Here is a 19,678-nt window from a genome sequence, read left to right as displayed (position 1 = left end):
TTCCACGCTTATCCGAGAGACCCGTGGTGCTCCAGGGTGAGGCAGTTATCGAACGCGTTCCAGCATCGGGGGTTGCGTGCTCATGAAGACCGTGGTGATGGCGTTGCTGCTGTTGTGGCAGGTGGCACTACCGGGGCAGGGTGTTGCCACAGACAGCAAAGCGCTGCAATCAGGGCATCAGTCCATGAATGCGTCCTACCGTGAACAGCTGTTAGCCCTGGCCGACGCCGATCAGAAGATCCGCGAACAGATTCGTGGCGCAGTCACGCCGCAGCAATTGCAGGCCAATCAGGGCGCGGCGAAGGAGGTGGCAATGCGTCTGGTCGCGTCGCAACGGGAAAACCAGGTGGCGCTGTCCGCCTTGATGGACAAATTCGGCTTTCCCGACATTGCCTCGGTCGGTCAGGACGGCGCACATGCGGGGTTTTTGGTTGCGCAACACTCCACTGATCGCGAGTTCCGCGATGCCTTCCTGCAGAAGATGCAGGCCGCATCAGAGCGTGGGTCCTACAGCACTGCCGACCTTGCGTTGTTTGTAGATCGGAACCTCGTCATGTCGGGCAAACCACAGCGCTACGGTACGCAACGCAAGGCCGACGGCAGCTTGTTCGAGTTGGAGAATCCTGCCCAGCTGCGGCAGCGCAGGACAGAGGCGGGTCTGCCTGACGAGTAGAGCGGCACCGGGGGGCACTGATCCGAATACGCTGCCATGGTCGCTGGGTGGCGCAGTGGGAGTACGCCTGCATTCGTGCGGAATCGGCAGCCTGTGTCCTGTCCCCTTGCGTGAGTGCGTGGACCCCCGCTATCGGCCAGACTAAGGGTCGGCGCAGTGCATGCTGTATCTGCTTGGCTCATGCAGCATGACGGCCGGAGCGGGTACTGTGCGGCAGCGTTCCGACAGGATGATTGAACGAGACCAGGTGCGTTCTGATCCACTGGATGTTAGATAGCGCGGACGCACTTGCACGCCGTGCCACCACAACGCTCCACGGATTGTCTGTTCTTTTGCGTTGCACTATTTTTGTTGCTGTTGCCGTGTGAGCAGATTTGGCGTGACGCTGCTGCTTAGGGCGCCTCAGCGAGATATTGCTACGATCTGCAACAGACGGTCACCCTTTAACGCGATGTGTATCACGCAACGCAGTCATCATCATGTTCGCCTATCGAAGCGATCAGAACTAATGACTTCTCACGCTTCGGTCTGCTGGCCATGATTCAGCTCCCTCAACACGAGCTGACGCCATGCGCCCTGGATCCCTCATGGTGCTAGCCCTGCTAGCCCCCACGCTGATCGCACCGCCGGTCTTCGCCCAATCCGTCCTGACCCGCGACAACGGCGCCAAGGTTGGCGACAACCAGAACTCGCAGACCGCCGGTGCCAACGGCCCGACCCTGTTGCAGGACGTGCAGCTGATCCAGAAGCTGCAGCGCTTCGACCGCGAGCGCATCCCCGAGCGCGTGGTACATGCGCGCGGTACCGGCGTCAAAGGTGAGTTCACCGCCACCGCCGATCTGTCCAACCTGACCAAGGCCAAGGTGTTCAGCGCCGGCGAAAAGACGCCGGTGTTCGTGCGCTTCTCCTCGGTGGTGCACGGCAATCATTCGCCGGAAACGCTGCGCGACCCGCATGGCTTCGCCACCAAGTTCTACACCAGCGAAGGCAACTGGGACCTGGTGGGCAACAACTTCCCCACCTTCTTCATCCGCGATGCGATCAAGTTCCCCGACATGGTCCACGCGTTCAAGCCGGATCCGCGCACCAATCTGGACGATGATTCGCGTCGCTTCGATTTCTTCTCGCACGTGCCCGAAGGCACCCGCACCCTGACCCTGCTGTATTCCAATGAAGGGACGCCGGCCGGCTACCGTTTCATGGACGGCAATGGTGTGCACGCCTACAAGCTGGTCAACGCCCAGGGCGAAGTGCATTACGTCAAGTTCCACTGGAAGACGCTGCAGGGCATCAAGAACCTCGATCCCAAGCAGGTCGCTGCGGTGCAGGCCAAGGACTACAGCCACCTGACCAACGATCTGGTCGGTGCGATCAAGAAGGGCGATTACCCCAAGTGGGACCTGTACGTGCAGGTGCTCAAGCCGGAAGACCTGGCCAAGTTCGATTTCGACCCTCTCGATGCCACCAAGATCTGGCCGGACGTGCCGGAGCAGAAGGTCGGCCAGATGGTGTTGAACAAGAACGTCGACAACTTCTTCCAGGAGACCGAGCAGGTGGCGATGGCGCCGGCCAACCTGGTGCCCGGTATCGAGCCGTCTGAAGATCGTCTGCTGCAGGGCCGTATCTTTTCCTACGCCGACACCCAGCTGTACCGCATCGGTGCCAATGGCCTGAGCCTGCCGGTCAACCGTCCGCGTGTGGCGGTCAACAACGGCAACCAGGATGGCCAGGGCAATATCGGTCAGACCACCAGCGGCGTGAACTACGAGCCGAGCCGTCTGGAGCCGCGTCCGCAGGAGACCGCCGCGCGTTACAGCGAGTTGCCGCTGTCGGGTACGACCCAGCAGGCCAAGATCACCCGCGAACAGAACTTCAAGCAGGCCGGCGAGTTGTATCGCTCCTACAGCAAGAAGGACCGTGCGGACCTGGTGCAGAGCTTTGGCGAGTCGCTGGCCAACACCGACACCGAGAGCAAGCACATCATCCTGTCGTTCCTGTACAAGGCCGACCCCGAGTACGGCACCGGCGTCGCCCGCGTTGCCAAGGGCGACCTGGCCCGCGTCAAGCAGCTGGCCTCCAGCCTGCAGGACTGATCCACCCCGACGGCATCGCGGCCACGCCGCGGTGCCGTCCCCGTTTTCAGGAGAGCGATATGCGCACTCTGATGTTGGTTCTGCTGAGCGCGGTGTGCGCGCCGGCCCTCGCTGCCTCGCCGTCGGCGCCTGCCGCCGCGTCCACCTCGGCGGCCGCCAATCCGGAACAGGTCAAGCTGCAGCTGCGCGAGTACTTCTTCGATGCCGCGCGCGAAGGCCGGCAGGACATGCTGGCCGAGTTCATCCGCTCGCATTACGACCTCAACACCCGCGACGAAAAGGGCTATACCGCCCTGATCCTTGCTGCCTACCACGGCCAACGCCCGGCAGTGGAACAGTTGCTCAGCGCTGGTGCCGACCCCTGCGCGCAGGACAAGCGTGGCAACACCGCGCTGATGGGCGCGATCTTCAAGGGTGAACTGGGCATCGCCAAGCGCCTGATGCAGGCCGATTGCGCGCCGGACCAACGCAACAACGCCGGCCAGACGGCGGCGATGTACGCAGCACTGTTCCAGCGCACCGACGTGCTCAAGGACCTGGCCGCCAAGGGCGCCGACCTCAGCCTCAAGGATGGCCAGGGCAACGATGTGACCAAGCTGCAACGCGGCGAGTTCGCCACGGCACCGGCGCGCTGAGCGCAGCGATCGCGCGTTCCACCACGCGCTGCGTGCCTCGTCAGTGGCTCGCTCGCCGGGGCGTCGGCCGCACTGCGCGCATGGATCCACTAGCGCTGCGCTCAGGCTGGGCGCAGCAGGTGCCTGCAACCTTGAGCAGGGTTCTGCTGCGCAGCGATGCACGGCGCCACTTCGCATCCGCGAACGGGTGGCCACGCTCCGACCTGAAGCGACCGGCACATCCTTGGACCGCCTGGTCAGTGGCCAGGCGCGCCGCGGACCGCCGTAAGCCGTCTTGCTCCCGGCAGGGCCTACCTGCGCAATGAGCGCATCACGGACGCCCCGCATGACGCGATCGCCATGCCTCTGATCCGGTGCGCGGCAGGGCGCATGCAACTGCTGCGGTCGCCGCACGCACGGCAACGTGGCCCGTATTGAAGAGACGTTTGCGGGAAATAAGACGCGGCGAGCTGGAGCCGTGCATTGCATCCAACGGATTCACCGAGCCCCCGCACAGCGCAGCCCGCAGCGTCCCAGCGCCCGGCAGGCACGTGGGCACCAGCGGCGCTGGCAGGGCATCGGCAGACCGCACGCTCCGCTCTACCAGGATGGCCGTCCCATGCCGCGTCACGCGAACGGTCGGTGCGCATCGCGATTGTGCGGCGCAGCATCGCGATTTTGTCCCTGTCGGTTTTCCGCCACACCTGCGTTGGAACTCTGGCGAATGTGGTGGTTGAACCGGCGCGGCGTCAGGAGATTTCCGACGCGCAAAGCCTTGTGCGCCAAGGCTTTGACATAAAACTGAGCGCGCGCTGACCCGCTTGGGATTCGCTTGGAAAAAGCGCAGAAAACAGTTCAAGAACGGGCCGGGAACGCCGATGCTTCAGCCATCGCAGCTTGGAACCCCCGCCATGAAGATCGATCCCTCCCTCCCTTTCCTGATGTCGCTGTTGGCCATGGTGCTGTGCACCGCCACCGCCGTCGTCGCCCTGGTGTTTGGCCAGATCCACGTTCTGGCGACCTCATGGAGCTTCTATGCGGTGATGGGCACGGCCCTGATCACGCTGGCGGCCTCGTACCACGCCCTCGGCAAGCCGCTGAGCGCCGAAGAGCGTGTGGGTTTCCGCAACCCGTAATTCCATCTGTGTCCTGTGTAGTGCGCGCCGCGCCTATGCCAGCACCGGACGGAAGAAGCTGCGTTCGTAACTGATGATGCAACGCGTTCGCTCGGCATAGGCGAACGCCGACAGACATGCTGCATCCTGCAGCGATGCCTCGCGATAACGCTCGTACTCGGCAAGCGAGGGAAACGAAAACAGCGCCAGCGCGATGTTGTTCGCCCCTTCCGAGGGAAGAAAGTAGCCGTGATGCTGGCCGCCAAAGCGCGTCACCAGCGGAATCCACAGCCGCGCGTAATGCTCGAATTCGGCCAGTTGATAGGGGTCGATCACGTAGCGCAGCGAACAGGTGATCATGGAGCGGGTCCGGCAGGCGGGGAGCGTCAGCATGCCATGCCGCACTGCCGCAGATTCATCGGCGCCCGTGTAAGCTGCTGATCCTGCTTCGTATTGCAATGGCTGCTCGCTGCGGCCAACCGTCGATGACCGCTTCCGCCGATCGCTACGCCGCCTCCCTGCGCCTGTCCGTCGCTCCGATGATGGACTGGACCGACCGCCATTGCCGGGTGTTCCACCGCCTGCTCGCGCCGTCCGCACGCCTGTATACCGAGATGGTGCACGCCAATGCGGTGATCCACGGCGATCGCACGCGATTGATCGGTTTCGACCCGGTGGAGCACCCGCTGGCCCTGCAGCTAGGCGGCAGCGAGCCGGCCCTGCTGGCGCAGGCGGCGGCCATCGCCCAGGACTGGGGCTATGACGAAATCAACCTCAATTGCGGCTGCCCGTCCGATCGCGTGCAGGCCGGGCGCTTTGGCGCCTGCCTGATGCGCGAGCCGGCGCTGGTGGCGGAGTGCGTGGCGGCGATGTGCGCCGCCACCGACCTGCCGATCACCGTCAAATGCCGTTTGGGCGTGGACGACGAAGACGACTACGCGGTGTTTGCCAGCTTTGTCGACCAGGTAGTCGCCGCCGGCGCCGCGATGGTGGTGGTGCATGCCCGCAACGCCTGGCTCAAGGGCCTGTCGCCAAAGGAAAACCGCGAAGTGCCGCCGCTGCGGTACGACTGGGCCTACCGGCTCAAGCAGCAGCGCCCCGACCTGCCGGTCGTGATCAATGGCGGCATCGCCGCCGTCGACACGGCGCTGGCCCACCTGCAGCACACCGACGGCGTGATGCTCGGCCGCGCCGCCTATCACGACCCGTATGTGCTGCATCAGCTCGATGCCGCGTTGAACCGGCGCCCCGAGCAGTCGCGCGAGTCGTTGCTGCGAGCGCTCGAGCCCTATGTGGTCACTCAGCTGCAGCAGGGTCTGGCCTTGAAGCACATCACCCGTCACGTGCTGGGCCTGTTCCATGGTCAGCCGGGCGGGCGCGCGTTTCGGCAGGTATTGAGCGAGGGCGCACACCGCCCTGGCGCCGGCTGGGAGCTGGTGGAGCAGGCCCTGCAGCGGACCGACACCCGGCCCTGGCGCGTCGTGGCCTGAACTGGCCCGGCGCTTGCATACGCTGAATGGGCAGCTGGTATCCCGAAGTGATAGCGGCGAAGGCAGTCGCGCCGCATGCCTCTTCTTGGAGCCGATGCGGAATCCAGACTATTCATTTGGCTGAACGGTGTTAACACCAAGCTAAAAAGTTCAGATCGGATTCACCCCGAAAAATCAAGAATTTGGCTCAATTCCCGGGCCCGGCCGCAGTGTGATGCATTGCCGGTTTCACGAATTTTGAATGTTTCTGAACAACCCGCTAGGATCCCGTTGTGACCCAAACCCTCTGCCGCGCCCGTTTTGTTGTCCTGGTTGCCCTCTGGGCCGCCATGGCGGCGCCGTCTGCCTGGGGCCAGGGATATCCGATGGCGCAGAGCAGTCGTGAGGCGATGCCGCCGTCAGCGCGCGGCAACAGCCGCAGCTTGTCCGACACCATCCGCTCCGTGCAGCGCTCCACCGGTGGGACGATCCTGGGCGCCGAGCGGGTGCCGTTCGATGGCGGCAACCTCAATCGGGTCAAGTACATGAAGGATGGCCGCGTCCATACGGTGTACGAGCCGGAACAAGCGCACGCTGCGCCGCCCCGCACCTCCGTCGCACCCGATGCCCCACCACGCGACGATAACCACTGAACCCCCATAGTTCTGCGTTCAGTCTCATAAATCCCCGGCCCCGGGCCGATAACGTTACTAGGGAGAGTGCATGCGTATTCTTTTGGTCGAAGACGAAGCTCCGCTGCGCGAGACCCTTGCCGCGCGTCTGAAGCGTGAAGGCTTTGCTGTCGACGCTGCACAAGACGGCGAAGAAGGTCTGTACATGGGCAGGGAAGTGCCATTCGATGTCGGCATCATCGACCTGGGCCTGCCCAAGATGTCGGGCATGGAGCTGATCAAGGCGCTGCGCGACGAGGGCAAGAAGTTTCCGGTGCTGATTCTGACCGCGCGTTCGAGCTGGCAGGACAAGGTCGAAGGTCTCAAGCAGGGTGCCGACGATTACCTGGTCAAGCCGTTCCACGTCGAAGAATTGCTGGCACGCGTCAACGCGTTGCTGCGGCGTGCGGCGGGCTGGAGCAAGCCGACCCTGGAATGCGGGCCGGTGGCCCTGGATCTGGCGGCGCAGACGGTAAGCGTCAATGGCGCCAACGTCGATCTGACCAGCTATGAGTACAAGGTGCTCGAGTACCTGATGATGCATGCCGGTGAACTGGTCTCCAAGGCCGACCTCACCGAGCACATCTATCAGCAGGACTTCGACCGCGACTCCAACGTGCTGGAAGTGTTCATCGGCCGCCTGCGCAAGAAGCTTGATCCCGATGGCGAGCTCAAGCCGATCGAGACCGTGCGCGGACGCGGTTACCGCTTCGCCATTCCGCGTACCGAAGGCTGAGTTCGCACGGCGGCAAGCAGGACGATCGGGTGCCGGTGCGCTCCAAATGGTACAAACGCTGGCGCCCGCGCTCCCTGCAGGCGCGCCAGCTGCTGGCCGCCAGCCTCAGTCTGGTGGCCTTCCTGGCGCTGGCCGGGTATGCACTGGATGTGGCGTTCGCCGACACGGCCGAACGCAACCTGCGCGAGCGGCTGAAGAACTACGCCTCTGCATATGCTGCCAATATCGATTTTGTTCGCGATGGCTCCCTGTACATCGGCGGGCAGCCGCCTGACCCACGGTTCGACGTTCCCGGTGGCGGGCTGTATGTCGAGGTCGTGCGCCCGGATGAGAGCTGGACGTCGATGTCGGCGGAAGGCCCGAACATTCCGCATGGCCGCATGCTTGAACCGCGGCAGGAAGAGTTCATCGGCCCGCTGGAAATGACCCAGATCGACGGCAGCCTGGGCCAGTTGTACCGCTATGGGCTAGGCGTGAGCTACGTCGAACGCGAACACGGCGGCGAGATTCCGTACACCATCTACGTGATGGAAGACGCCCGTTCGATGGGCGCGCAGCTGCGCGTGTTCCGTGGTGCGGTGTGGTTCTACCTCGGTAGCGCCGGCGTGGTGCTGCTGGTGTTGCAGGCCTTCATCCTGCAGTGGAGCTTGCGCCCGCTGCGGCGGGTCATCAACGAACTGACCAAGGTGCAGCGCGGCGAAATCCAGCGCATGAGCGAGCAGCATCCGCGCGAGCTGGAGCCGCTGACCGACAGCATCAATGCCTTCATCGAGAGTGAGCGCGACAACCTGGAGCGTCAACGCAACACGCTGGCCGACCTGGCGCATAGCCTCAAGACACCGATCGCGGTGCTGCGCACGCAACTGGACAGCGGCGCCTCCGAGCGCGATCTGCATGCGGAAATGGATGTGCAATTGCGGCGCATGAACGACCTGGTGTCTTACCAGCTCGCGCGTGCGGCCTCCAGCGGCCACAAACTGTTCGCCGCGCCCCTGCCGATCGAGCCCAGCGCCGAAGAAATCGTGCGCGGGCTGGAGAAGGTGTACTCGGTCAAGGGCGTGCTGTGCGAATTCGACATTTCACCGGAGGCGCGCTTCCACGGTGAGCCCGGCGATCTGCAGGAACTGCTCGGCAACCTGCTGGAAAACGGCTTCAAATGGGCACGTAGCCGCGTGTTGCTCACGGCCCAGCCTGGTCCCACCACTGGTAGCCGGCGTGCCGGCCTGATCCTGTCGGTGGAAGACGATGGCCCCGGTATCGCGCCCGAGGATGTGGCCAAGATCCTGCAGCGCGGCGTGCGGGGCGACGAGCGCGTGCAGGGCCATGGCATCGGCATGTCGATCGTGCAGGATCTGATCAAGGCCTACCGCGGCGAACTGCAGGTGGTGCGCTCGCAGGAACTGGGCGGTGCCCGCTTCGATGTCACCCTGCCGGCGGGGCTGTAAGCGGCCGTCTGGCCCGATGAACCCATGGGCAATTGCCCGCGCGGCTCCGACAACCGTTTAACGCCTCGCGCGTTGGCTTGCCCATACTGGTTCGGTTGCAGGCAGTTGCGATGGAGAGCCGCATGGTCGAGCGCGTTGCACAGCGTTCTTGCGTGAAAACACGTGCCAACCGGCAGCTGCGCCGATGGCGGCTGCCGCTACTGGCTGCCGGCTGCGCAGTTGCGCTGCTTGGCCATGCCGCCGAGGCGGCGTTGACGCCGACCCGGGTGCGTTGGCTGCAACGCGCCAGCTACGGTGTGAATGCCGATGGCGCGGCGCAGTTGCAACGCCTTGGCCCCAGGCGCTATGGCGCCCTGTTGTTGCAGCCCAGCGACGATGCGGCGCTGCCGGCACCGGTGCGTGCCCAACTGCAGCGCTTCGATGCGCTGCACACGCCGCTGGTGACCTTGCTGACCCGGTACGAGGCCGACAAGATCCGCTTGCAGACCATGCCCGATGGCGATGCGAAGGCAGCCTTGCGCAAGGACTGGCAGGCGCGCGGCGGACAGATGCTGACCCAGGCGCGGCAGGCCCAGTTGCTGCGTGCGGTGTATGCGCCGGACCAGCTGCGCGAGCAGCTGGTGTGGTTCTGGCTCAATCACTTCAGCGTGTATGCCGACAAGGGCCGGGTGAAGTGGATGGCCGCCGACTACATGGAACACGCGATCCGCCCCAACGCCACCGGCAAGTTCGCCACGCTGGTCATGGCCACGCTGCAGAGCCCGGCGATGCTGGAGTACCTGGACAACGCCAAGAACGCCAAGGGCAAGGTCAACGAGAACTACGCACGCGAGTTGATGGAGCTGCACACGCTGGGCGTGCATGGCGGCTACACCCAGCAGGATGTGCAGCAGCTGGCCCTGATCCTCACCGGCGCCGGTTTGGTGCCGGTCAAGGCCGATGGAGCGCCGCCGGTTCCGATGGCCGTGCCCGGCCAGCCACCGGTGGTGCGCAAGGGCCTGTTCGAGTTCAATCCGGCGCGTCACCAGCCCGGCGACAAGCTCCTGCTGGGGCAGCGCATCGCCGCTGGCGGGCTGGATGAAATCGAACATGCCGTGCAGTTGCTGGTACGTCAGCCGGCATGCGCGCGGTTCGTGTCGCAGCGGATGGCCGAGTACTTCGTCAGCGATACGCCGCCACCAGCGCTGGTGGCGCGCATGGCCAGCACGTTCGAGCGCAGCGACGGCGACATCGCCAAGGTCGTGCAGACCATGCTGAGCTCGGCCGAATTTGCACAGGCGCAACCGCGCAAGTTCAAGGACCCCAACCGGTTTGTGGTGTCGGCCATGCGGCTGGCCTACGAAGACCAGCCGGTGATCAACGCCGCGCCCATGGTCAGTTGGGTGCAACAACTCGGCCAGCCCCTGTTCGGGCGCATCACGCCGGACGGATGGTCGCTGCAGTCGCAGGCCTGGACCAGCTCCGGGCAGCTGGCACGCCGGTTCGAGGTGGGGCGTTCGCTGGGCAGCGGGCCAAAGCAGCTGTTCCGGCTCGATGGCGACAGCGACACGCCGGTCCCGCCGCTGACGCAGATCGATACGCGCACAGCGTATCGCTGGATCGCGCCCTCGCTCTCCGGCGCGACGCGTCAGGCGCTGGAACAGGCCCGTTCGCCGGCGGAATGGAACGGGTTCTTGCTGTCCTCGCCGGACTTCAACTACCGCTGATTCTGTAGTTTGCGATGCGGTGATCGCCGCAGGAGTGCACCATGCAACGACGTCAATTTCTGCTCGCCTCGGCAGCTGCCGCGAGTCTGCCGTGGACCGGCCGCCTGTTCGCTGCCCCGCGCGAGGGCGCGCGCATGCTGGTAGTGTTTTTGCGCGGCGGCTACGACAGCAATAACCTGCTGGTGCCGCACGCCAGCGATTTCTACTATCAGTCGCGCCCCACGCTGGCGATCGCGCGGCCGGACCCGTCCAACCCCGACAGCGCCATCGCGCTGGATGCGCAGTGGGGGCTCAACCCGGTGATGCGCGATGCCTTGCTGCCGCTGTGGCAACGCAATCAGCTGGCATTCGTGCCGTTTGCCGGCACCGATGACACCTCGCGCAGTCACTTCGAAACCCAGGACGATATCGAATCCGGGCAGGCTGGCACGCACCGCGATTACCGCTCGGGGTTCATGGCGCGGCTGTCGGGTGTGCTCAGCGGGGTGCCGGCCATTGCCTTCACCGACTCACTGCCGTTGACCTTTCAGGGCGGCGCGGATCTGCCCAACGTCTCGCTCAAGGGCATCGGCAAGGGCGGGCTGGATGCACGGCAGGCGCAGATCCTGGCGCAGATGTACGACGCCACGCCACTGGCCGCCGCCGCGCGCGAAGGTCTTGCCTTGCGTCAGCAGGTCACCGCGCAGCTGCGCGAAGAGATGGAACAGGCCGGCCGCGGCGCTGCCAGCGCGCGGACCTTTGCCGATGAAACCCGGCGCATGGCCACCCTGATGCGCGAGCGGTACCGCCTGGGATTCGTCGATGTCGGTGGTTGGGACACGCATGCCAACCAGGGCAGCGTCGCGGGCGGGCTGGCCAACAACCTGCGCAACCTCGGCGAGGGGCTGGCCGCCTATGCCGATGCGCTGGGTCCAGCCTGGAGCGACACCGTGGTGGTGGTGATTTCCGAATTCGGGCGTACCTTCCGCGAAAACGGCAGCAAGGGCACCGATCACGGGCATGGCACCACGTACTGGGTCTTGGGCGGCGGCGTGCGCGGCGGCCGCATTGCAGGCGAGCAGGTGGCTGTAGAGCAGGCGCACCTGCTGCAGAACCGCGACTACCCGGTGCTGACCAACTACCGCAGCCTGTTCGGCGGCGTGCTGCAGCGTCTGTGGGGCTTGTCGCCAGCGCAACTGGAGCGTGTGTTTCCCGGGGCGACACCGCGTGACCTGGGCCTGGTGTGAGCGGGCAAACACCCTGTGGCGCGCATGACATCACGGGCATCGATGTGGAACGACGCGCGCCATCACCCGGCAGGTCGCGCCGCACTCATCGCTGTGCAGCCGACGCAAACGGCGATGGGCCGTAGACCCTGGTCAGATGTGCGGCGACCGCCGGCATTGCGCGCTCCAGGACATGCGGTGCCGAGAAGTGGTATTCGCTGACCACGGCAAAGAACTCTTCCGGTGCTTCTGCAGCGTACGGGTCGATCTCGGTGTGCTGACCTGCATCCACCCGTTGGCAGAACGCATCGTAGGCCTGCTGAAAATCCCGCGCCCAGCGGCGTTGCACTGCGCGCGGCAGGGGCGGCGTGCCGTCGAGTGCTCCATCCAGGGCATCGAGCTTGTGCGCCATCTCATGCACGATCACGTTGAAGCCGGCGTTCGGGTCGTCCAGATCCGCCTGTACGTCGGCCCAGCTGACGATCAACGGACCCTGTTCCCAGGCTTCGCCAATCAAGGTGTCGTCCCAGGCATGCATGACGCCGGCGGCATCGACGTGGGTACGCTGCACCCGAAATGCGTCCGGGTACACGATCAGTTGCGACCAGCCGCGCCAGCCAGCCGCGCCAATTTCCAGCAGCGGCAGGCAGCAGGTGGTCGCCAGCAACACGTGGTCCTGCGGCTGCAGCTGCAGTCCATCGACCGGCGAAATGGTTTTTTGGTGCAGGAACTGCGCAGTCAGCGCACGCAGGCGGTGCTGGCGGTCCGTATCGAGCGCAGCGATCCACGCGCATCCGGTGCAGACCGGTTGCCACAACGCATCGTCGATCTGAAGCGGCGGCCGGTGCAGCCAGCGCGTCAACCACTGGATCAGCGGAACATGCCCGGCAGGAAGCTGTGCCAGCGCGGCATCATGCGCATGCGCGGAAACAGGCCGTCGCCATCGTTGCCACCGCCGCCGGTCGCCGGTGCGGGCTTGTGCTGCGGCGCGCGTGCGGGTGTGGCCGGCTCGCCGTTGGGCGTCCTGCCGCGCGCGGCCGAATTGGTGCTGACGCAGCTCTCATGATCGCCGTCGACCAACTGGTCCGATGCCAGTGCGGCAAGCGGAGCCAACAACAGAAGCAGGCAAACCGTGAGTCGGCGCATCGTCCACATCCAGGGCAAGCGGCGTGAGTCGCCGATCATAACGCGGTTTTCACTGCCTCACGCAAGCCGCGCTGGGCGGCCGGGAAGCCTTGGCGCATACTTTCACGGATCGATTTGGGAACCGTTGCCGTGGACGACCGCGCGTTGCTGGCCAAACTTGCAAGCGGCCGGCTCTCCGGCGATGCGCTGGCGCGCGATGCGGGGCTGACCCGCGCTGCGGTGTGGAAGCGCATCCAGAACCTGCGCGCCGCCGGTATCGCCATCGAGGGGCGGGCCGGTGACGGCTACCGTCTGGCCACGCCGCTGGACCTGCTGGATGCCGCGCGCATTCGCGCCGCCATGCCCGCCGACGCTGCTGCCGGCCTGGCCGGGTTGGAGGTCGCCTGGACCCTGGAGTCCACCAACACCACGCTGCTGGCGCGTCCGGCCCCGGAGCAGGGCGTGGAGGTGTTGCTGGCCGAGCGCCAGACCGGCGGGCGCGGGCGCCGTGGCCGGCAATGGGCCTCGCCGCTGGCTGCGCATATCTATCTGTCGGCGTCGCGCCGTTTCAGCGGCGGATTGGGCCAGCTGGCCGGGCTCAGCCTGGCGGTGGGCGTGGCGGTGGCAGAAGCCTTGCGCGACTGCGGGTTTGCCGACGTCGGCCTGAAATGGCCCAACGACCTGCTGGCACGCGAGCGCAAGCTGGGCGGCCTGCTGATCGAAGGCGGCGGCGAGATGGCTGGCAACGCACGTGCGGTGATCGGCCTGGGCTTGAACGTGCACATGCCACCGGCCGCCGCGGCCATGATCGACCAACCGTGGGTGGATCTGCAGACGCTGGCCGGCCGCGCGGTGTCGCGCGACACCGTGGTGGCGGCGGTGTTGTCGGGTCTGCTGCCGGCACTGGACCTGTTCGAGGCGCAGGGGCTGGCGCCGTTTCTGAGCCGCTACGCGGCGCTGGATGTGTTGCGCGGCCGCGCCGTGCAGGTCGAAGAAGCCGGCACGCTGCATCACGGTGTCGCGCTGGGTCTGGCCGCCGACGGGGCGTTGCGCGTGCAACTGGGCGAGGCCGAACGCCTGTTCCATTCCGGAGAAGTCAGCGTGAGACCTGCATGAGCGCGTGGTTGTTCGACCTGGGGAATTCGCGGTTCAAGTACGCGCCGCTGCAGGGGCACCGTGCCGGCGACGTGCAGGCCTGGGCGCACGGTGCCGAAGCGATGGACGCCGCCGCATTGTCGGCGCTGCCGTCCGGGCGCGTCGCATACGTGGCGAGCGTGGCGGCCCCGGCACTGACGCAGCGGATGCTCGGCTGCCTGCAGGAGCGTTTCGCGCAGGTCTGCGTTGTGCGCACCAGCGCCGAGTGCGCCGGCGTCCGCATCGCTTATGCCGATCCCGGCCGGTTCGGGGTGGATCGCTTTTTGGCCCTGCTGGGCGCGCGCGGCGATGCGCCGGTGTTGGTGGCGGGGGTCGGCACCGCGCTGACCATCGACGTGCTCGGCGCCGACGGGCAGCATCACGGCGGCCGGATTGCGGCCTCGCCCACCACCATGCGGCAGGCCCTGCATGCGCGTGCGGTGCAGTTGCCGGCCAGCGGCGGCGACTATGTCGAGCTGGCCAACGACACCGACGATGCCCTGACCTCTGGCTGCGATGGCGCCGCGGTGGCGCTGATCGAGCGCAGCCTGCAGCATGCGCAGCGCAGCCTGGGCACGCCGGTGCGGCTGCTGCTGCATGGCGGCGGCGCACCGCCGTTGCTGCCGTTGTTGCCCGATGCCAGCTTCCGTGCCGCGCTGGTGCTGGACGGGCTGGCAACCTGGGCGACTGCGTCGGCCAGCCCGTAGAATCGGGGCATGTACGTCCGCGCGCTGATCGTTGTCCTGCTCATCCTCAATGCCGGGGTGGCGTCATGGTGGGCGGTGCAGCCGCCACCGGCGCCACCGGCCGCGCCGCCGCAGCCGGCCGGTGTGGCCCGGTTGGACGTGCTGCCGCCGCGTGCCGCCGCCGCGATGCCGCGAGCGCAGGAGACCGCTGCCGCGGCTGCGGACGTGCCCCCGGCCGCTGCACCCGTCCCGCCGCAAACCGTGGCGACTGCGGCGGTGGCGCCCGCCTCGGCGCCGACGCCTGCCACGGCCAGTCCGGTGCCCGCGCCCACCGACAGTGCGGTGCCGGCGAAGAGCGCTTCCACCGCTGCCAAGGTGGCGACTGCAGCTGCAATGCCACCGCCGACACCACCGAATCCCGAACGCTGTGCCAGCTTCGGGCCTTATGCGGCACGCGGGGATGCCGACGCGGCGCTGACGCGCCTGCGTGCGCAGGCCGCCCGCGCCAGCCTGCGCGAGGACAAGGACGCCGGTGTCAGCACGTTCCGGGTGATGCTGCCCAACGTCGGCGACCGCGCGGCGGCGCAGGCGCTGGTCAAGCGCATTGCCGCCGCCGGCATCGGCGACTATTACGTCATCGCGCAGGGCGAGGACAACACCGTGGCCCTGGGGCAATACCAGAGCCGCGAGCGCGCCGAGCGGCGCCAGGCGAGTCTGGTGGGCGCAGGCTTCCCGGCGCAGCTGGTGCCCAGCGGTACCGGCCAGTCGCGCTGGTGGATCGATGTCCGCAGCGCGGCCACGGCCGCCGCGTTACAGGGCGCAGCGGGTGCAACGCGGCAGCGATCGCTAGATTGCGCCGCGCTGCGCTAGAATGCGCACCGGCGCGCAATGCGCCTGCCTTTGCCGGCATAGCTCAGTTGGTAGAGCAACCGCCTTGTAAGCGGTAGGTCCCCAGTTCGAATCCGGGTGCCGGCACCATCCTTCAGAGATCATCCCCCGAGGTTTGACCACGCTGATCGTGCATGCGTGTGGGCTGTGCCGTGCCGGATGCCTCAGCGGCGGGCGCCGCGTGCGATGCGCCGTGGCATCAATGCACGCATTGCCTCGTGCGCACCGACCAATCTCCCACAATCTGCCGGACGACAGGGCCTAGTCACGACGTGGTGCGTGTCCCGGCTGCGCGAGGTGTGACCCGGGTCGGCTGGGCCGCCCTGTCTGGCCTGAAGCGCGCAGCCCCCGCGCTGCGCCCAGTGATCAGGCGGGACGGCCGGCAGAGAGCAGCTGGAGCGCGGCCGTGCCGGCGTCGCCGCTCACGCGCTCGGCCAGGGCGGCTACGACAATGGCGAGGGCGCGGCGTAGCACGCTGTCGGCGTCGGCGCTGGCGTCCAGCACGTGTTTGCCCGGCAATTCCAGTGCGGCAAAAATCGCGCGGCAGCGCTCCAGGTTGTCCTGGGTTTCGAAATGGTTGGGTGCGTCGCCACGGGCGCGGATACGGGCCAGGCCGGTGGGAGGCGGCAGGTCGAGCAGCAACAGCACATCCGGGCGCGGGGCGAAGGCGTTGCGTTCCAGCAGTGCGTCCAGTGGCAGGCCGGCGGCGCCCTGGTAGGCGACCATCGAAGGAAAATAGCGGTCCAGGATCACGATGTCGCCGCGCGCCAGCGCCGGCGCGATCAGATTGTCCACGTGTTCGTGGCGATCGCGGATCAGCAGCTCGGCCTCGTCGTCCGCGCTCAGGCGCCCGGTGGCTGCGGATTGACGCAGCTGGGTGCCCCAGGGGCCATTGGTTGGCTCCTTGCTGGAGACCACGCGTGCGCCGGCGGTCTGCAAGGTGGCCGCCAGGCTGCGCGCCAGCGTGGTCTTGCCGGCGCCGTCGATGCCTTCGATGGCGATCAATAGCCCGCCGGGCTTCAGTTCGATTGTCATCGCGCTACTTTATCTGATCGTGACGATGGACCAGTAGCCGCAGCGCGGCGGCAACGCCGACCCGGCGCTGTCGACACTGGACGAGCGAACACCCGGCGATACACGATGGCCACTGCCGCGGGCGCATGCCTGCAATGAGCAATGACGCCGCGGTGCGGCGGCTTCGAGGGCATCCCACGCGCCATCCCCAAGCTCATGACGCAACCCCAATCGCCAATCCCAAATCCCAGCCCTATGGCCAAATACTTATTACCGATATGTCCAGCGCGATGTCGGAATCGTCCCGATGTCCCGGCCGCTGCCCCCTGGGCATACTGAACAAGTCAGACGTAGCGCTCATTCGTGTCATGACTGAGTCGCCTTTCTGGCTTCAAGGAAGAAGGACGCGTCGCCGCCACCCTAGAGGCGGCATCCCCCGCGTGACGCCCTCTCAGGCCCGTCGTGACCGGATTCCTTGTTTATCGGTGCGGTTTATCGGTACGTGCACGGCACGCGTTCGCCTAACGGCCGATCACGTCGCCGAGGTATAGCGATAGGACAGCAGCGATTTCACCAGGAAGGTGATCTGGGTGGCCGAGCGCGCATCCACGCGCATCACCGGGATGCGGAAGCCTTCGGCCACCAGTGCCTCGCGGAACGGCGGCACCAGGAAATCCTCGACCTCGTCGGTCATGGTGATGCCCACCGCCAGGCTGGCCTCGGGCGCGATCTGCGAAAACTCGCGCAGCAGGGCCAGGGTGGCCTCGAGCATCTGCGGATCGCGTGCATTGGTCAGCACGATCACGCCCAGCGCACCGTCGCAGACCAGCGGCCACATGAAATCCAGATATTTCTGCCCGGGCACGCCATAGACGTGCAGCAGCTCGCCGTCTTCCAGCTCGATCGAGCTGTAATCCAGCGCGACCGTGGTGTAGGTCTTGTCGCCGTAGGCATCCTGGCTGAGCGGCATTTCGGTGCTGACCGGCTCCACATCGGAGATGGCACGTACCGCCGTGGTCTTGCCGGCGCCCATGCCGCCAACGAACACCAGTTTGTTGGCTGGAAGACTCATGACTGCGCCTGAAAGAGTGAGAGGCCAAACCGACGTGCGACCCAGGAAAAGAACCGGGAATTGCTGCTGTCCGGACGACGCGGCGTAGAAGGCACGGGAATCTCCGCAGTCTGGGCAAGGCCGCTGGCAAGCGCAGCGGCGAACAGGCATTCCACCGTTTGCAGCGGGAGCTTGCAAGCATTGGCCAGGGCCTGCGGACGCCACGGGCGCGCATGCAGGTGGGCGATGGCCAGCAGTTGTGCGGGCGAGCTGGTGTCGGCACTCAGCTCGGGCCACTGACGCAGTTGCAACGCATGCGCCGGCTCCACCGCCGGCAGCGCGGGACGCAGATGCTCGGGCAGGGCGAAGTACAGCGCTTCGAAGGAGAGCCGTTGGGGCAGCGCGACGTCGGCGTCGTCGGCCACGCGCTGCCAGCCGGGCCGGTCCAGGGCGGCCACCAGCGCGGGCAAGCCGATGCCGGCCGGCAGATGCACGCAAGCGTTGGCCGGGTCCACCCGCACCTGCAGGCTCGCATGCCGCACCATCACCGTGCCTGGCCCGAATTCACCGCGGCAATGACGCAGCAGCAGTGCCGGTTCGGCCACCTGGGTGGTGTGCGGGGAGGACAGCAACAGGCGCATCTGCTCGTTGAGTTCGCGCACCGTGGCGCCATGCTTGAGCCAGGCGCCGGCAACCGGTGTGCGCGAGACCACCAGCACCCGCACCGGCTGGCCCTGCAGCGCCTGCCACGCGGCCAGGCCGTCGGCGGTTTCCAGACCCAGCACCACCACGTCGGCCGCATGCTGTGGCCATTCGCCCAGCTGCACGTCGATGCGCTCGGCAAGCAGCAGCGAACACGCCAGTTTCAGGCGCGTGGTGTGCAGCAGGTCCAGGCCGGCCGTGGCGACCCGCATGGCGTGAATGGGTGTGGTCATGAGTGGGCGCCGTCGTGGCGCAATGGAGCGACAACGCCTGCCGGTACGTACCGGCAGGCAGGGCAGGCGACGCGCAGGCGCCGCCCGTGGGGCATCAACCGAAATCCAGGGTCTTTTCGAACGCCTTGAGCTCGTGGCGGGCCATCGCCAGATTGGCCTTGGCGCGGTCCAGCACGACGTACAGGAACAAGGTGGGGTTGCTCTCCAGCGGGCGCAGCAGGTGGTACTGGCGCGACAGGGTGATCAGAATGTCTTCGATGGTGTCGTTCAGGCCGAGCTGCTCGGCGATGCGGCGCTTGGCACGCACCACGTCGGTATTGCCGGCCGCGGCCAGCTCGAGGTTGAGCTCGGTGCCGCCGGTCATGCCCAGCGCCATGCCGCTATCGCTGTCGACCAGCGCGGCGCCCACGAAACCGGCGAGCGAATGCAGTTGTTCCAGAGTGAGTTTTGACATCGGTGGTCCCCTTCCAAACGGTGAGAAAAATCGGTGCGCTCAGGCAAGCACGAACAGTGCCAGGCCTCAGCCGGCCGGCTGCGCCAGGGCGGTGGCCAGGCGGCCGGCGCAATCGCGCGCATTGAACAGCAGCGCGGCGGCATTGAGGTCAGGCCCGCCCACCGCCGTCAGCGTCAGCGGCTTGTCGGCGCGGATGCGGATCAGCACCAGCTGCCCCCCGCGGGTGCTCACGGTGGCGTAATCGGCCTCGCTCAGGCGCGATTCGCGCGCCAGGGTCTCGCCCAGGGTGAGGAACGAGTTGGCCATCGCCGCCAGGCGACGTCCATCCACGTCCAGGCTGGAGTGTTCGGCGATGGCGCGGCCATCGGCGGTGGACAGCATCAGCAGGCGGATGTCGGGCTCGCGTTCGATGGTCTGCGCAAATTCGCGCCCGATGCGCTGCAGGTCGTACTGATGCGACGCGCGCGCGACTTCACCCACGGCGGCCTTGACGACCTGGTTGACGGCGTTGTGCGGCATGAAGATCCCCTGTTGCTGATGGCCCGAGCGCGTGCGTGGTGCATGTCCTGCGCTGGCCGGCGCACCATACCATCCAGGTATAAGCGCACAGTCACACCAGCCACAGCGGTTTCACTGGGCGGTCAGACAAGCAGAATCTGCAAAG

The 19,678-nt window shown here is 66.5% G+C and carries 22 protein-coding genes and 1 tRNA gene; 15 read left to right on the top strand and 8 right to left on the bottom strand.

Annotation, left to right across the window (positions count from 1 at the left end):
* The first annotated feature begins 82 nt into the window (after nucleotides 1–82).
* From ACCQ12_RS19045 to ACCQ12_RS19025, 5 genes are all read left to right on the top strand, one after another.
* Nucleotides 83–673 carry a DUF6624 domain-containing protein gene (locus ACCQ12_RS19045; RefSeq protein ID WP_104581219.1) on the top strand — a complete coding sequence of 197 codons (591 nt, stop codon included), beginning with the start codon at nucleotides 83–85 and terminating at the stop codon, nucleotides 671–673.
* 587 nt (nucleotides 674–1,260) lie between these two features.
* A complete protein-coding gene (katB, locus tag ACCQ12_RS19040; RefSeq protein ID WP_184390185.1) occupies nucleotides 1,261–2,766 on the top strand; it encodes a catalase KatB in 1,506 nt (501 codons plus the stop codon).
* 59 nt (nucleotides 2,767–2,825) lie between these two features.
* Nucleotides 2,826–3,401, top strand: a complete 576-nt coding sequence (locus ACCQ12_RS19035) for an ankyrin repeat domain-containing protein (protein WP_104581218.1) — start codon at nucleotides 2,826–2,828, stop codon at nucleotides 3,399–3,401.
* 621 nt (nucleotides 3,402–4,022) lie between these two features.
* Nucleotides 4,023–4,196, top strand: coding sequence for a hypothetical protein (locus ACCQ12_RS19030; RefSeq protein WP_186005700.1), 174 nt, complete (start codon nucleotides 4,023–4,025; stop codon nucleotides 4,194–4,196).
* 95 nt (nucleotides 4,197–4,291) lie between these two features.
* Complete coding sequence (locus tag ACCQ12_RS19025; protein ID WP_047692873.1) at nucleotides 4,292–4,516, top strand: hypothetical protein; 225 nt, start codon at nucleotides 4,292–4,294, stop codon at nucleotides 4,514–4,516.
* Between the two features lie 33 nt (nucleotides 4,517–4,549).
* Here the strand turns inward: ACCQ12_RS19025 and ACCQ12_RS19020 are convergent, their stop codons facing one another.
* Nucleotides 4,550–4,855, bottom strand: a complete 306-nt coding sequence (locus ACCQ12_RS19020; RefSeq protein WP_039406410.1) for an NIPSNAP family protein — start codon at nucleotides 4,853–4,855, stop codon at nucleotides 4,550–4,552.
* A 125-nt stretch (nucleotides 4,856–4,980) separates the two neighbouring features.
* Here ACCQ12_RS19020 and dusA point away from each other — a divergent pair, with 125 nt between their 5' ends.
* The 6 genes from dusA to ACCQ12_RS18990 all read left to right on the top strand — a co-directional run bounded on the left by dusA (nucleotide 4,981) and on the right by ACCQ12_RS18990 (nucleotide 11,748).
* A complete protein-coding gene (dusA, locus tag ACCQ12_RS19015; protein ID WP_372382460.1) occupies nucleotides 4,981–5,985 on the top strand; it encodes a tRNA dihydrouridine(20/20a) synthase DusA in 1,005 nt (334 codons plus the stop codon).
* 329 nt (nucleotides 5,986–6,314) lie between these two features.
* The gene (locus tag ACCQ12_RS19010; protein WP_047692868.1) at nucleotides 6,315–6,617 is read left to right on the top strand and encodes a hypothetical protein; all 303 of its coding nucleotides are present in this window, start codon (nucleotides 6,315–6,317) and stop codon (nucleotides 6,615–6,617) included.
* A 70-nt stretch (nucleotides 6,618–6,687) separates the two neighbouring features.
* Complete coding sequence (locus ACCQ12_RS19005; RefSeq protein ID WP_002808458.1) at nucleotides 6,688–7,371, top strand: response regulator transcription factor; 684 nt, start codon at nucleotides 6,688–6,690, stop codon at nucleotides 7,369–7,371.
* Between the two features lie 74 nt (nucleotides 7,372–7,445).
* Entirely contained in the window at nucleotides 7,446–8,816 is a 1,371-nt protein-coding gene (locus ACCQ12_RS19000; RefSeq protein ID WP_052076952.1) for an ATP-binding protein, read from the top strand.
* A gap of 122 nt (nucleotides 8,817–8,938) precedes the next feature.
* Nucleotides 8,939–10,522: a DUF1800 domain-containing protein gene (locus ACCQ12_RS18995; RefSeq protein WP_372382459.1), complete on the top strand. Its 1,584-nt coding sequence runs from the start codon at nucleotides 8,939–8,941 to the stop codon at nucleotides 10,520–10,522.
* A gap of 41 nt (nucleotides 10,523–10,563) precedes the next feature.
* A complete protein-coding gene (locus ACCQ12_RS18990) occupies nucleotides 10,564–11,748 on the top strand; it encodes a DUF1501 domain-containing protein (RefSeq protein WP_184441327.1) in 1,185 nt (394 codons plus the stop codon).
* Between the two features lie 85 nt (nucleotides 11,749–11,833).
* On the opposite strand, the gene ACCQ12_RS18985 is transcribed toward ACCQ12_RS18990, so the two are convergent.
* Nucleotides 11,834–12,589, bottom strand: coding sequence for a M90 family metallopeptidase (locus tag ACCQ12_RS18985; RefSeq protein WP_372382458.1), 756 nt, complete (start codon nucleotides 12,587–12,589; stop codon nucleotides 11,834–11,836).
* An 8-nt stretch (nucleotides 12,590–12,597) separates the two neighbouring features.
* Nucleotides 12,598–12,912 carry a hypothetical protein gene (locus ACCQ12_RS18980; RefSeq protein ID WP_039414699.1) on the bottom strand — a complete coding sequence of 105 codons (315 nt, stop codon included), beginning with the start codon at nucleotides 12,910–12,912 and terminating at the stop codon, nucleotides 12,598–12,600.
* A 90-nt stretch (nucleotides 12,913–13,002) separates the two neighbouring features.
* On the opposite strand from ACCQ12_RS18980, the gene birA reads away from it, so the two are divergent.
* The 4 genes from birA (at nucleotide 13,003) to ACCQ12_RS18960 (ending at nucleotide 15,650) form a co-directional block, all read left to right on the top strand.
* Entirely contained in the window at nucleotides 13,003–13,968 is a 966-nt protein-coding gene (birA, locus tag ACCQ12_RS18975; protein ID WP_506191681.1) for a bifunctional biotin--[acetyl-CoA-carboxylase] ligase/biotin operon repressor BirA, read from the top strand.
* The gene (locus ACCQ12_RS18970; protein ID WP_047692853.1) at nucleotides 13,965–14,693 is read left to right on the top strand and encodes a type III pantothenate kinase; all 729 of its coding nucleotides are present in this window, start codon (nucleotides 13,965–13,967) and stop codon (nucleotides 14,691–14,693) included. Before birA ends, ACCQ12_RS18970 begins: the two co-directional genes overlap by 4 nt.
* Before the next feature lie 9 nt (nucleotides 14,694–14,702).
* Nucleotides 14,703–15,542, top strand: coding sequence for an SPOR domain-containing protein (locus ACCQ12_RS18965; protein ID WP_047692850.1), 840 nt, complete (start codon nucleotides 14,703–14,705; stop codon nucleotides 15,540–15,542).
* Between the two features lie 32 nt (nucleotides 15,543–15,574).
* Nucleotides 15,575–15,650: transfer RNA gene (locus tag ACCQ12_RS18960), tRNA-Thr, on the top strand.
* Nucleotides 15,651–15,926: 276 nt separating this feature from the next.
* On the opposite strand, the gene tmk is transcribed toward ACCQ12_RS18960, so the two are convergent.
* The 5 genes from tmk to ACCQ12_RS18935 all read right to left on the bottom strand — a co-directional run bounded on the left by tmk (nucleotide 15,927) and on the right by ACCQ12_RS18935 (nucleotide 19,533).
* Complete coding sequence (gene tmk / locus ACCQ12_RS18955; protein WP_039564650.1) at nucleotides 15,927–16,595, bottom strand: dTMP kinase; 669 nt, start codon at nucleotides 16,593–16,595, stop codon at nucleotides 15,927–15,929.
* A 511-nt stretch (nucleotides 16,596–17,106) separates the two neighbouring features.
* Nucleotides 17,107–17,646: a GTP-binding protein gene (locus ACCQ12_RS18950; RefSeq protein WP_047692844.1), complete on the bottom strand. Its 540-nt coding sequence runs from the start codon at nucleotides 17,644–17,646 to the stop codon at nucleotides 17,107–17,109.
* Complete coding sequence (locus ACCQ12_RS18945; protein WP_047692842.1) at nucleotides 17,643–18,560, bottom strand: hypothetical protein; 918 nt, start codon at nucleotides 18,558–18,560, stop codon at nucleotides 17,643–17,645. The genes ACCQ12_RS18950 and ACCQ12_RS18945 overlap by 4 nt, the downstream gene beginning before the upstream one ends.
* 94 nt (nucleotides 18,561–18,654) lie before the next feature.
* Nucleotides 18,655–19,014: a roadblock/LC7 domain-containing protein gene (locus ACCQ12_RS18940; RefSeq protein ID WP_047692840.1), complete on the bottom strand. Its 360-nt coding sequence runs from the start codon at nucleotides 19,012–19,014 to the stop codon at nucleotides 18,655–18,657.
* A 66-nt stretch (nucleotides 19,015–19,080) separates the two neighbouring features.
* Nucleotides 19,081–19,533, bottom strand: a complete 453-nt coding sequence (locus ACCQ12_RS18935) for a roadblock/LC7 domain-containing protein (RefSeq protein ID WP_047692839.1) — start codon at nucleotides 19,531–19,533, stop codon at nucleotides 19,081–19,083.
* Between the last annotated feature and the right edge of the window lie 145 nt (nucleotides 19,534–19,678).

It is taken from the genome of Xanthomonas sp. NCPPB 1068 (genome assembly GCF_041479385.2).
GTDB classification, from domain to species: domain Bacteria; phylum Pseudomonadota; class Gammaproteobacteria; order Xanthomonadales; family Xanthomonadaceae; genus Xanthomonas; species Xanthomonas cannabis.
Note: the sequence above shows the minus strand (reverse complement) of the source record. Positions and strands in the feature narration are given on the sequence as shown.